The sequence below is a fragment of the Algoriphagus ornithinivorans genome (assembly GCF_900115305.1).
Classification (GTDB): domain Bacteria; phylum Bacteroidota; class Bacteroidia; order Cytophagales; family Cyclobacteriaceae; genus Algoriphagus; species Algoriphagus ornithinivorans.
In genome coordinates this window covers 98,461-112,450 of the sequence record NZ_FOVW01000007.1, presented here as the reverse complement: position 1 = coordinate 112,450, position 13,990 = coordinate 98,461, and the positions used below count along the sequence as shown (strand labels likewise).

The following is a 13,990-nucleotide window of genomic DNA, read 5'->3' as shown; positions in this document are numbered from 1 at the left end:
TCAAATTCTGAATAAACTTGGGTTTAATGATCAGATGGTTGTTCTTCAAGGACCTTTCAAAGGAATGAAATATGGGGGAATGGCTAGTGGAAGCATGTTGCTTCCGAAAATAATAGGCGCCTATGAAGAGCCTATACATGATTGGGTTTCCCAGATTTTGGCATCAAACAAATACAAAAGAATTATTGATGTTGGTTGTGCTGAAGGCTTTTATGCAATTGGATTTGCTCGATCAATCCCGACTGCCCAAATAATTGCATGCGATATTAATGAAAATGCACTTGCACTAGCAAAGGAACTTTCAGTTCGAAATGGATTGAAGAATATAGATTTTATTAAGGAAGTAGACCATAAATTTTTAGATCAGCATTGTGATGAATCGACTTTACTTTTTTGTGATATTGAAGGTCATGAATTGACTTTATTAGACCCTTTAAAAAGCAAAAACCTTTTAAAATGCGAGATTTTGGTAGAGGTTCATGATTGTTTTTTTCCGGGAATTCAAAAAGCCTTAGTGGAAAGGTTCCAAGCAAGCCATGCAATTCAAATAGCTCTTGACTATTCTGGAAGAGTATTAAGTTACCCTCTACACATGCTATCTGAAAAAGAGAAACGATATGCATTAGATGAAAGAAGGCCTAAAGGGATGTCTTGGTTGTATATGAAACCTTTTTCTAATTCTTAATTAAACCTATCTTTGAATTAGGTTAAATGAGATTACTTCCTAAAAATTCAAGCCTAGAAAGACATACAGTTTATCCGAGAACTGAATATCTTCTTCAACTTCCAGTGAATTTGGAAGAAAAAGACACAGCTATTTTTTCAGATATTCAAAGAAGAGTAGCCAATCAAGTAGATGCATATATATTTAAAAATGTATCTCTCGTTACTGATTCAATTATTTATAAACTGAAAGTTCTGGATCAGTTAACCCATGCACTAAAATTAAAACCTAGAGCAAAATTCAAAAGGTTAGTATTAGGGCTCGTAAGACAAACAAAGTTTATAGATAAAGGAGTCTGGATCATAGATAACTGGAGCATGAATTTTTATCACTGGAATAGTGAATCGCTCCCAAGACTTATCTCTTGTTTAGAATATTTGGAAGACCATCCTGTTTTATTACCCTCAGAATTTAAAGGGCTAAAATTTGTTGAGGAAAGTTTGGAAATTCTGGGTGTTAAGCCCCTTTACTTCGACAGAAAAGTGAATTATGTGGTAGGGGAATTAATAACAGTCAATAAAGCAGGGTATGTGATAGACTTTCAGGAAAGTGCAATTCTTAGACTTAGGGAAAAAATCTGGAGTAATTTTCCTGTCAAGAAGGCAAGTAGAAAAATCTATATTAGTAGAGAAAATGCTGCCCATAGAAAGGTTCTTAATGAGGATCAAGTAATTGAAAAACTTAAGAGAAAAGGGTTTGAAATCGTCTATTTTGAGCATTTGACTGTAAGAGAACAAATTGAAATCATGATGGAGACCAAAATATTGGTAGGACTCCACGGAGCAGGTTTGGTGAATATGCTCTATATGCCAAAGAATGGTAAGGTTTTAGAGTTTCGAAATGAGAATGATTCTTGGGTTTTAAGTCAAAGCTTTTATTCCCTAGCTTCATTTTTAGGCCATGATTATTATTATACTGATAATGAAGCCACAAGTGCTCAGACTGGCTTTGCGGATTTCAAAATTGATATAGAAAAGCTCGATCGTGTCCTTGTCGATTTATTGGTTGAATTTGAATAATCCTTAAGAGCTTACTATAAAATCAGTCCTTATGGGCTTTTTTTTGATCAATTGAGCCTATCCTTTAGTAAAATTCTAAAGGAGAATTGGTCAATTTTAATTTATATTTTAGCCTTTTAGTTTGGCGTTTCCTTTAACAGGGTCTTAAGTCCCCGCTCTTCAGTACTTTAGACCTGTTATGAATTTGAAAATATGGCTACTGGTATGATTCCACTAATCATATTTTTTCGATAATTAAGTTTTAGGGATGCAAGAAGTTTTTTAAGTAATAAAATTCAACTTGGTTCTAATTTCTTCTATTTAATAAGTCGCAGCAATTTTGCCCTTTGGACAGATTTAGGCGAAATCAGATTATTTTTATGAATAGAAAGTGATTACCATATTCTTGGTATGAAATATGCTTCATTGATCCAGATTTCTTGGTGCTGGCAGTTCAATTCGTATATTTGATTTATTCCAAGAATTACAAAGTGTAGAATTCTTCAGGCGTGTTGCGTAGAGATCATATAAAAGTAAGTAATTGGCTTTGGACATTGTCTTTTTTGTCCAATAAGTGTCTATATGTTAGATTCTTATATGTTTTTGTAATCTTATTTTTAGCATTGAATATAGTATCCGAAGCCCAAGTGGTAATCCCTAGGGACGGGTTTCCTTATTGCGAACCATTTACAAATTCAACTTTTAGGCAAAACACCGTATTGGGTGGGGCTCCTATTGACCCTGTGCTTACTGCTGCTACAGGCGAAAATCCAGAGGGGCAGGGTTTTTTGCGATTGACAAACAACAATACTGATCAAAGAGGCTACGTATATGTAGATCTTCCTTTTTCATCGGCCTATGGTTTGAAATTTTCATTTGAATACTTCATGTATGGTGGCTCTGGAGCGGACGGTATATCAGTCTTTTTGTTTGATGGAAATATTTCGGCGGCTGATTTCCAAATTGGAGGTTGGGGCGGTTCTTTGGGTTATGCGCCAATAAATGCAACTGATATCATTCCTGCTCCTGTAAATTTACCTGGGTTGAAAGGTGGGTATTTGGGCTTAGGATTAGATGCTTTCAAAAACTGGGGTAACAATATGGAAGGGAGATTGGGTAGTTTTGACAACCCGAATGCTGCCCCTATTAATCTTTCCTTTATCCCTCCGAATAAAGAATATTTCCAATCCATAGCTGTTAGAGGACCTGAGTCAGACAATTATCGTTTCATTGCAGGAAAAAGAGTATTACATGGTCCTGACAATGAGCCTAGTCCAGCAGTAGTATTACCTCCTTCAGCTTATCTCTATCCCAATGTTGCGGATATTTCAAGAAGGTTTTCCTTAGCCTCACCAGTAAAGGTAGTGGATTGTAATTTGGATGGGTATAGAAAGGTGTTTGTGAACTTGGCACCAACAGGAACTGGAACCTACTTATTGTCAGTAGATCTTTTGGTTACTGAAAATGGGTTCAGAAGGATTGAGCCAATTATTACTAATGTTCCTTATAATTTCCCTGCTCCTGATAACCTCAAGATTGGATTCGCGGCCTCTACCGGGGGACAAACCAATTTTCACGAGATCAGAAATGTAACTGTCGAAGTATCTGATTACTTGGCGATTCCAATTCCTGAAATTATTGATCAAAGAGCCGAGATTTGTAAGGACGAGGAAAACTTATTTGAGTTTGATGTTACTTTAACTTCTGAAAACTCTTTCGTAAGGTGTGTTCAGCTTTTTGAAACTGATCCGGGAACACCTGATAATAGTCCCCCTACAGGTGGCGATCCTGATGTCAATAATTGTGGGGCTTCGGATGTATGTATAGAGAAATGTAACCCGGCGAACAATTCTGTAACAATTCCTGGAAAAGGTACTTTCACTGTCGTTTTAGATGAAAATGTTGATCTCGAAAATGATCAAGATAGGATTAAAGCAGCGATTAATTTTGTGCCGGAACCTGGATTTGTAGGGGAAGCTCAGATTTATTATCAAGTAATTGATAACTATGGATTAACATCTTTTGGGAAAACAGTTACTGTAATTTCCAATCCATTTCCAGAAGAAATAGATAGAGGAGATTTAGAGTATCCAACTTGTGATGGCCAAAGTAATGGAAGAATATTTGATGTTACAGTTGGAAATTTAGTTCCCGGATTTGATTATCAGTGGTTGTGGCAGCCAAGTACTGGTCCTGAAGTAAGTTTGGGAAAATCAGGGGCGAATGTAAGTTTTGACCCAAGCACAGGAGTTGGCGTATTTGATATCACAGGTATTAATATTGGTACTTACACACTTCAAGTTTGGAATCCTTCCGATGGTGGTGGTTGTTATCTGGATGTCCCAATAGTTGTTGATCAGGAATTAGGCACTCCAATAGAATTGACTTCTGAAAATGAAGTGATTTGTGAGTTTCAACCCGTAAGTTTTACTCCTTTTATTGATGGAGTTTACAATCCATCAAACATTCAAGCCGATTTCAGATGGTATCAAAATGCTAATAGAACTGGGCCTCTGCTTGATAACACTACTGTGACTATAGGCGGTGCACCAGTTCAGGTTTCAGTAGTTCAGGGTGTTTTAACATTGACTGGATTGCCTGCTAATGGAGCCTCTACCCAGCAATATGAATTTTTCGTTGAGGTTGCTCCTCAAGATAATCCGAGTACCCCTAATTTTTGTCCGTTTATTGGCGATATCGCCACTTCTGCAACCGTAATTGTTCATCCCGCTATTCAGCTTACTCAAAGCTCAGTTCCAGATTGGTGTAGAGAAGGGATAGGTTCCATAGCTATAACAGCTACAGGGGGGAATGGTCCGAGAACTTTCACTTTATTCGATGAATCAGGAACTTCAACACTGGGTCAAAATTCAGATGGCCAATTTGCAGGACTATTGCCTGGAACATATCAGGTAGAAGTGACCTCTCAGTCACCTTCTTGCTTCGAAACAATAGAAGTGATAGTTCAGGGCCCGGATACTGACTTAACTTTAAATGAAATCTCCAGAAGTCCTGCTACATGTGAATTAAACAATGGAGAGTTTACATTCCAGATAAATGGAGGAAATACTCCATATAATATTTCTGATATTTCAATTTCAGGTGGTCCATTTGGCTCACTGGATTTTGATAATGCAACTTCCGAGTATAGAGTTGATGGCTTAGCACCAAATACACCTTATACTATAGAATTTAGAGATGCCCGGTCTTGTTTAGTGACTTTGAGTTTCTCGCTTGATGATATCACCAAGCCAGTTTTTTCAGTAAATACTCCTCCCTCAATTTGTGAAAGTGATAATAGCTATTTCTTAGATGTCACGTTTGATTTCTTTGAGGTTCAGGCTACAGCTACCCCAATTTTTAACTGGTATACCCAAGAGACTGGCGGTTCACTAATACCAAATGGTACAGGTCCTGGGGGGATGGATTATTTCTATGAAACGCAGACCGGTGATTTGACAATTTCAAATCTTTCTGGGGGTGTTTATACTTTATATCTAGAAATGTCAGGGCCAGAATCCTGTAATCTACCTAGAATCCCAGTCAATTTCGAAATATTTGATCTTCCTGAACCAGAGATTACGAGTCTCCAAAATATATCATGTTTTGGAGGAAATGATGGAGCAGTAACCATTGGTGTGCTGAATGGAAATATCGCTGATTTTGAATTTCAAATTGATGGGCTGACTAATTTCCAAAATGATCCTTTTTTTACAGGCCTAACTGCTGGCTCGTATACTGCAACTGTAAGAAATAAAACCACAGGTTGTGTAAGTTCTATTCCGTTTACTCTTGACCAAGCACCGGTATTAAATGTAGCATTATCAAGTTTGGAAAACACCTTCTGTGGTGAGGATAATGGTATAGCAACTATTTTTATTGAGGGTGGAACTCCTGCCTATACGCTAACACTAGATGGGAATTCCATATCAGGATTTGATTTGTCCTCATCAGGAATTACTATCCAATTAACCGACTTAGCAAGTGGTAACCATCAAATCGTGGTGACAGACTCAGAAGGTTGTCAGGTCACACAGGATTTTGTAATTCAAGCCGACCCATTTGCAGAGTTCTCTGCAACAGGTTCAATCATATGTGAGTCTGACCCTGCTTCGGGGAATCCTAATACAGCAGTATTATCACCTGTCATAATAGAATCAGCATCTGCTTCACCGGTATTTACCTGGTTTTACCTAGATCAAAATGGTAATGAGGTTCAAGTAAATTCAGGAGATGCTGTTTTCGGTGGTAGTTCCTCGATAGATTCTAATGGAAACCTTTCTTTAACTGGAGTTCCAGCTTCTTCCAATCCTTATACGTTTTTATTGGAGGTTACAGGCGATAAGGTATGCTCTGGACCAAAGATTTCTGTGGAATTGATTGTAAATCCCCTTCCAAATCCAGAATTCTCTTCTACGATGCCGAGTTGTTTCAATGGAACAGATGGTGAGATATTTGTATCGGCAGGTGAGTCCAATGACTATGCTTATCAGCTTCTTAATTCAGGAGAGTCCAATACCACAGGTACTTTTACTAATCTGTCAGCCGGAACTTATTCGATCCAAGTCACAAATACTCAAACAAATTGCTTGGATGTATTGGAAGTGATATTAGATCAGCCAGAGGAATTGATTTTCTCTCAAATCACCGGATTCAATGCCTCATGTAATTTAGACAACGGATCTATAGAATTAGAAATTTCTGGAGGAACAGCCCCTTACAAACTATTTTTGGATGGAGCAGAAATAACAGGGGGTGACCTTACCAACCCTGGCGCTACAGCGATTCTAACTGACTTAGCACCTAAGTCCTATATAGTTTTAATTGAGGATTCGAAAGGTTGTTCTAAAGAGGAAACAATTATTATTGACGCTGACGAAATACCGGAATTTGGAGTAATTGATTCCGAAATTTGTGAAATTGATCCTACAACCAGAAATCCAAACTCAGCAGTTTTAATTCCTGAGATTATAAACTTAGCTGGCTCTTCTCCTGTATTCGCCTGGTTTTATTTGAATGATACAGGAGACACTACTGAAATCTCGAATGGTCAGGAGCTTTTTGGAGCTCAAGTTTCAATTTCGAGTAATGGAGAAATAAGTTTAACAGGACTTTCTTCCAATGATTCTCCATACCAACTGCTGCTTCAAGTAAGTGGGGATGGAGTTTGTCAAGGGCCAATGATTCCAGGATCTATCATTGTAAATCCATTGCCTCAAAAAGATTTTGATGTATCCCCATTGAGCTGTTTTGAGTCAAATGATGGAAGAATTAGTCTGATCGGTGACCCTGCAGGATATACTTATACAATTAACACAGGTGAATCTAATCAAACTGGCAATTTTTCAAATTTAGCTGCCGGGATTTATGAGGTGAGAGTTGAAGACTCAAATGGTTGTTTTGAGCTATATGAGTTAGAGATTGTTCAGCCTGAACCATTAGCTGTTAACTTTATTAGCAGTACAGATCCAAGCTGTGGCGACTCAAATGGAGAATTTTCGTTTGCTGTTCAGGGTGGTACGCCAGATTATTCAATTGAAATAAATGGTCAGAATATTTCTACCTATAGTTTTACTCAAAATGGTCAAGAATATACATTAACCAATTTAGCACCGGGAGATTACTCCATTGAAGTAGTAGATCAGAATAATTGCTCATTGACTGAAGTTGATTTCGTTACTCTAGTCAATAATGATGGGGTTCAAATAAATTCAACGCCAATTTCTGAGGAAATTTGCGTAGGACAAATAGTAAGTTTAACCCCAGATTTAGAAATTCCTGCTGGTGTTCAGCCTCAACTTACTTGGTATAAAACCCCAGATACTTCACAACCAATTAACTCAAGTCCAAATCCAGACGCAAACGGATTGGTTTTCCAAATTAATTCGAATGGTGAATTAAGTATTCAAAATCTACCTGCAGGTGATTATATCTATTATTTGAGAGTATCAGGTCCAGGCATTTGCGCATTCTTTGAAATGGCTGAGGTGAAGGTTTATCCTCCTGTAACAGCTGATATTGATGTTGAAAACGTGGTATGTTTTGGAGCTAATGATGGTTCTATATCAGTCCTTCCTTCTGGTGGAAATGGGGTTTATGAGGTGAGTTTTAATGGAGGCGCATTTGGTTCAGATTTGAACTTCCAAAACTTGAGCCCAGGGACTTATTCAATTGAAGTTCGGAATGATTTGGGATGTACCTATTCTGAAACTGTCGAATTGTTAGGTCCTGATGAACCAATACAAATTAACTCTCCATCAATAGTCAGAGCTTCTTGCGATTTGGATAATGGTAGTATCTCTGGTTTAGAAATTTCAAGTGGATGGGGTTCTTTCCAAATAGAGTGGAGGGCAGGTTCAATAAATGGTCAAATTTTACAAGGAACTGAATCTGGAATCTCTGATCTTGCGCCTGGCACTTATTATTTAATTGTTCAGGATGCTGAAGGATGTGAAGAGATTTTTGAATTCATAATCGAAAGATCTTCGGATCCTGTTTATCAATTAGTTCCACCAATCAATTCATGTGTTGGAAACGACGTTTCGATAAGACCTATTCACTTGGCTCCAGATCCTTCTTTACCACCTGCTTCAGCCACTGAAGTTAGATGGTATAAGCAACCGAATCAAAATGGTCTGATTGAAAATGGACAAGATCCTTTGAACCCGAATGTTAGTTATACAATCAATGATTCTGATTGGCTTAATCCTGAATTAATTATTTCTGGATTACCAGCTGGTGATTATTCCTATTATTTCTTCGTGGTATGTACCGGCCAGGAAATCAAAGTTGACCTAAGTATTTATGAAACCCCATCGGTTGAATTGGAAGTTTCTCCTGTCACTTGTTTTGGAGATACCAACGGTAAAGTGACAGTGACTAGCGGGGACTTACCTGATTATACTTACAGCTTGGATGGGGGAAGTATAATGGATAAAAATCAGCTTGAATCATTAAATCTTGTCGCTGGTGATTATCAATTAGAAATATTTACGCCTGCAAATTGCTCTCAACTTATTGATTTCACTGTTGAAGGCCCGTCTTCCGCCTTGACAGCCTCTCCTTTAACTGGTTTAGACCCTGGTTGTGGGGCAGCAAATGGAAAATTATTTGTGACTGTGACAGGTGGTTGGGCTCCTTATCAAATTGATTTGATTAAGAATGGAAGCCAAAATCAAAGTATTTCTTCTCAGGATGGAAAAGTAGAAATCAACGGCCTAACAATTGGAGATTATTCTATTAGAATAACTGATTCAGAAGGTTGCCAAGTTGATACCAACTTACTCACTTTAGTTGACGGCCCTACCCAAATTCTGGTTGATGATGTAGAAATATGTTCTGATCAAAATGCAACTCTGATTCCTGAGTTAGACCCTAATGGAACTTCAGCCAATTTTACTTGGTATTTTGATTCAAATCTTTCTCAGCCTATCACAAGCTCTCCTAACCCTGCTCCAAATGGCTTAACTTATCAATATAATTCTTCAAACGGGATATTGAATGTCAGTGGCTTTGCAGATGCTAATGCGAGTCTAACCTACTATGTTACGGTTTCTGGTGGGGACGTCTGTGAAGGTTTTGTAGGAAGCGGGACCATTCAAGTTTCAGAAATTCCGAATGCGACTTACACTGTAATCGATGAAGTCTGTTTTGGTGATGGAGGTAGAATTACGGTAAATCCTAGTGGAAGTACGGGGCCATATACCTTTAGTTTGAATGGAGGAGATTTTGTTGATGATAATATTTTTGAAGTAGCTGCAGGTACTTATAGTATTGAAGTGATGAGTGCTACGGGCTGCAGTGTGATTCTTTCCGATATACTTGTAAATGGTCCTCAAGCAGCTATATCAGTTGATAATCCGGAAATAGACAGCCCGACTTGTGGGTTGGATAATGGAATTGTTCGATTTGAACTATCCGGTGGATTCACTCCATATACTGTTTATTATCAAAAATCTGGAGACCCTGAGAATAATTTGTTAGTTGCTTCTGAAGGAATAGTTTCAATCTCTGGATTAGGATTGGGAGATTATCAAATTAGGATAGTTGACGGCTCAGGCTGCGAATTCAGTTTGCCTCAATCCATAGAGGTAACAGAAATCCCTACTGAAATAACCGTTGAGGATCAAAGAATTTGTGAAGGACAGCAGGCAATCTTATCTCCAAGAGTCCCCCAGAATATTTTAGATGAGGAATTTACCTGGTTCTTTGATTCAAATGGAACTCAGCCAATTTCCAATGGAAGTTCAGGAGGAGTTACTTATTCAATTTCTTCTACTGGGGAATTAAGGATCGATGGATTAAGAGAAAGATCTACGCCTTATACTTATTATGTCAATGTTTCCGGAACAGGTATTTGTGGCATTGAACCAAAACCGGTTCAGGTTTTTGTGAGTAGAATACCTGATTTAAGAGTATCAAACCCATCAGTGGTGTGCGATCCACAAGGAACAGTGGACTTAACCCAATATATCGAAGGGTTTAATCCAGCTATATATGATTATGATATTCTGAGCCCTTCTGGAGCGGCCATGCAGATTAGTGATATTGATAACGTGAACCAATCTGGAGATTATCGGGTGAGAAGTAGTACCAAAGGTTCAGGATGTTGGAATGAGCCTCAAAGAATTAGAGTGATTATCGCAGATGAGTTAGTAGTGGCTGACTTTGATTTTGAAGTTGAGCTTTTCAATGGTCAATTAGTGTCACAGGATTCACTTCAGATTTTTGAAAACATCCTATTTAATAATTTATCAAAAGGGAAAGTAATTATTTGGAATTGGGATTTCGGTGATGGAAATTTTAGTTCAGAAATCAATCCTACGCACTTTTATGAAGAAGCAGGAACCTATCTGATTAGATTGACTGTAATTGATGAATTTGGTTGTTCCTCTGTGTATGAGCAAACTATTCAGGTATCAGATGAATTTTGGGTAGAAGTTCCTACTGCCTTCACGCCTGATAGAGCGGATGGTAAAAATAATTTCTTTAAACCGGTATTTAGAGGAATTGCCTCAATGGAGTTTTACATCTTCACAACCTGGGGAGAGCTCATCTATGAGACTTCTTCACTAGAAGGTCAAGGTTGGGATGGGTATTTCAAAGGTCGCCCTGCACCAAATGGCAATTATGTATTTAGAGGCAAGTTTACCAGCAGATCAGGTGAAGTTGTTCATAAATCCGGAGTATTTATTTTAATTCGTTAATGATTATAGCTGAAATAGCCCAAGCCCATGATGGGAGCTTAGGGAATGCCCATGCTTTTATAGATGCCCTTTCAACTGTGGGTGTGGACGCCATCAAGTTTCAAACTCATATTGCAGAAGCGGAAAGTTCGGAATATGAGCCCTTTCGAGTAAAATTCTCAAAACAGGACAAAACCAGGTTTGATTATTGGAAGCGGATGGAATTTACAGAGGAACAATGGTTGGGGATTAGTGAGCATTGTAAAGAAAAGGGATTAAAGTTTATTTCTTCACCATTTAGCCTAGCGGCTGTAGACTTATTGGAAAAGGTTGGAGTAGAGGTCTACAAAATTGGCTCTGGGGAAATAACAAACCGTCTAATACTTGAAAAAATAGCTAAAACCGGCAAACCGGTTATTGTCAGTTCTGGAATGAGTGATTTTGAGGAATTGGAACAAGCTCTTTCCTTTTTAAAAGAATCAGGAACGCCATCTCTCAGCCTTCTCCAATGTACTACTGCATATCCTACCCAGCCAGAGGAGTGGGGCTTAAATGTAATTTCAGAGATGAAAACCCGTTTTCAAATCCCAGTTGGATTCTCTGACCATAGTGGTGATATTTACGCCTGCTTAGCTGCTGCTGCACTCGGTGCAGAGGTTTTTGAGTTTCATGTTGTTTTTGATAAGCGACAGTTTGGCCCTGATTCCCCGGCGAGTATTTCAATCGATGATACTGAAAAATTATGCAAAGGAATCAGACAGATTCAAAACTCATTAAAGTCTCCTATTCATAAATCAGATAACTCAAAGTTTACTGAGCTAAAAAGAATTTTTGGAAAAAGTCTGGCTGTAAATAAGGATCTTCAAGCCGGCCACATAATAGGTTTTGATGATTTGGAATCAAAAAAACCAGGCGATAAGGGAATAGCAGCGATCAATTATCAGTCGGTTATTGGCAAAAAGACCGCTCGAAAACTCACAAAATGGGAATTTTTGACTGACCAGGATATAATTTAAATGAAAAGAAAAATTTGTGTTGTGGTGACCGCAAGGCCATCCTATTCAAGAATTAAGACGGCATTGGATGCAATCCAAAATCATCCTGAATTAGAGCTTCAGCTAGTTGTGGCTGCCTCTGCCTTGTTGGAGCGATATGGAACTGCGGTTCGGACAATTGAAAGTGATGGATTCAATATAGCAGCGAAGGTTTTTAATGTTCTGGAAGGTGAAAACCTCACAGCTGCAGCCAAGACCACCGGAATCGGAATCTTGGAGTTATCCACCGTTTTTGACAACCTTAATCCTGATATAGTTGTAACAATTGCTGATAGGTTTGAGACTATGGCAACAGCCATTTCTGCTTCCTACATGAATATCCCGCTTGCTCATATTCAAGGAGGTGAAGTTACCGGAAACATTGATGAAAAAGTAAGGCATTCGATTACTAAATTATCGGATTACCATTTTGTTGCTTCTGAAAATGCAAAAAAAAGGGTGCTTGATTTAGGAGAAAACCCTGATTTAGTATTTAATACGGGCTGCCCAAGTATTGACTTGGCGAAAACAATATTGGACCTCCCAAAATTGGATTTTAATCCTTTTTCGAAATACGGTGGAGTAGGGGGGAAGCCGGATATAGAGAAAGGATATTGGGTGGTTATGCAGCATCCTGTCACAACAGAAGTAAGTCAATCCAGAATGCATATTGAAGAGACTTTAAAAGCCTTGCATGAATTAAAAGAGCCTGTGTTATGGTTTTGGCCAAATGTTGATGCAGGAGCTGATGGAACCAGCACCGGAATTAGAGCTTTTCGAGAAAATAATGATCTGAGTCAATTCCATTTTTTTAAGAATATGGATCCTCTTGATTTCCTTAAGCTGTTATCTCACAGCAAGGGTCTGATAGGAAACAGCAGTGTTGGGATCAGAGAATGTGCTTTTCTGGGTGTGCCGGTGATCAATATTGGCACCAGACAAAATAGAAGAGCAAGAGGCAACAATGTGTTGGATGTAAACTATTCCAAATCTGAGATCCTTGAAGCAATCAATCAGATAAAATCCAATCCAAGACCTGATTCTTCGGATGTTTATGGAGGGGGAGATGCAGGAATACAGATCGCTAATTTATTAGCTGAAGTACCTCTTATTTTCCATAAAACCATTACTTTTTGATTTGTATTTAAAAATAAAATGAGGGTACTGGCAACCCTCCAATATTCCTATGCTGCAAATGCATTTCAATCTAAATAAGATGGATGAAAAGCCCTTGTTTCTGATGTCCTGCATTGGATTTAGTATATTTTTGAAAACCCTCAATCATTTGGAAATAGGTAATTGTTTGAGGCGCTCTAAAATTAAACTTTATTTAAAACTCAAAATGAACTTATGAAAATACTTGGATTGATTCCTGCTAGGGGCGGTTCCAAAGGTATTCCTGGAAAAAATATAAAAGCTCTTGGAGGAAAACCTCTGTTAGCCTATACATTTGATTCAGCTCAAGAGTCTAAGCTGTTGAGTAAAGTTATTTTGAGTTCTGATGACAGTGATATTATTGCTGTAGCAAATCAAATAGGTCTAGAAGTACCATTTACACGTCCGGAAAACTTGGCAAATGACCAATCGCCTACTCTTCCTGTTATTGCTCATGCACTTAGATTTTTTGAGGAAAAGGGTGAAAAATTTGACGCAATTTGCCTTCTTCAGACAACTTATCCATTTAGAAGAAAAGGTTTGATCGATGATGCGATCAAAGAATTTATTCGAACAGATGCAGAAGCCTTAGTTTCTGTTTTGCCTGTTCCACATGAGTTTAATCCTCATTGGGTGTTTGAACCTGGCCAAAATGGATTTTTGGAAATTGCTACAGGAGAAAAACAGATAATTCCTCGAAGACAGGATTTACCCACCTCTTTTTTCAGAGATGGGGCTATTTATATCACAAAGTCAGAGGTCATCCTCTCGAAAAATTCCATTTTAAGTGAAAAATTAGCCTATATAGTTGGTGATGAATCTCGATATGTAAACCTTGATACATTCGATGACTGGAAGAAGGCTGAAATTTTGGTAAATAAACTATTCGGATAA

The 13,990-nt window shown here is 38.1% G+C and carries 6 protein-coding genes; all 6 read left to right on the top strand.

Going from position 1 to position 13,990, the window contains the following annotated elements:
• Positions 1-64: 64 nt before the first annotated feature.
• The 6 genes from BM073_RS12110 to BM073_RS12090 all read left to right on the top strand — a co-directional run bounded on the left by BM073_RS12110 (position 65) and on the right by BM073_RS12090 (position 13,990).
• Positions 65-685 (top strand): methyltransferase domain-containing protein, encoded by a 621-nt coding sequence (locus BM073_RS12110; protein WP_175557907.1) that lies wholly within the window; start codon positions 65-67, stop codon positions 683-685.
• Positions 686-711: 26 nt separating this feature from the next.
• Positions 712-1,743 (top strand): glycosyltransferase family 61 protein, encoded by a 1,032-nt coding sequence (locus tag BM073_RS12105; RefSeq protein WP_091654489.1) that lies wholly within the window; start codon positions 712-714, stop codon positions 1,741-1,743.
• Positions 1,744-2,345: 602 nt separating this feature from the next.
• Positions 2,346-10,928 (top strand): PKD domain-containing protein, encoded by an 8,583-nt coding sequence (locus BM073_RS12100; RefSeq protein ID WP_139217491.1) that lies wholly within the window; start codon positions 2,346-2,348, stop codon positions 10,926-10,928.
• Positions 10,928-11,923, top strand: a complete 996-nt coding sequence (locus BM073_RS18110; RefSeq protein WP_175557906.1) for an N-acetylneuraminate synthase family protein — start codon at positions 10,928-10,930, stop codon at positions 11,921-11,923. The genes BM073_RS12100 and BM073_RS18110 overlap by 1 nt, the downstream gene beginning before the upstream one ends.
• Positions 11,924-13,078 carry a UDP-N-acetylglucosamine 2-epimerase gene (gene neuC / locus BM073_RS18105; RefSeq protein ID WP_175557905.1) on the top strand — a complete coding sequence of 385 codons (1,155 nt, stop codon included), beginning with the start codon at positions 11,924-11,926 and terminating at the stop codon, positions 13,076-13,078. It abuts the gene before it with no gap.
• Positions 13,079-13,291: 213 nt separating this feature from the next.
• Positions 13,292-13,990: an acylneuraminate cytidylyltransferase family protein gene (locus BM073_RS12090; protein WP_091654485.1), complete on the top strand. Its 699-nt coding sequence runs from the start codon at positions 13,292-13,294 to the stop codon at positions 13,988-13,990.

Coding starts and splice junctions, on each gene's coding strand:
- BM073_RS12110 (WP_175557907.1), top strand. CDS start 65: ATGAAATATGGGGGAATGGCTAGTGGAAGCATGTTGCTTCCGAAAATA.
- BM073_RS12090 (WP_091654485.1), top strand. CDS start 13,292: ATGAAAATACTTGGATTGATTCCTGCTAGGGGCGGTTCCAAAGGTATT.
- BM073_RS12105 (WP_091654489.1), top strand. CDS start 712: ATGAGATTACTTCCTAAAAATTCAAGCCTAGAAAGACATACAGTTTAT.
- neuC (WP_175557905.1), top strand. CDS start 11,924: ATGAAAAGAAAAATTTGTGTTGTGGTGACCGCAAGGCCATCCTATTCA.
- BM073_RS18110 (WP_175557906.1), top strand. CDS start 10,928: ATGATTATAGCTGAAATAGCCCAAGCCCATGATGGGAGCTTAGGGAAT.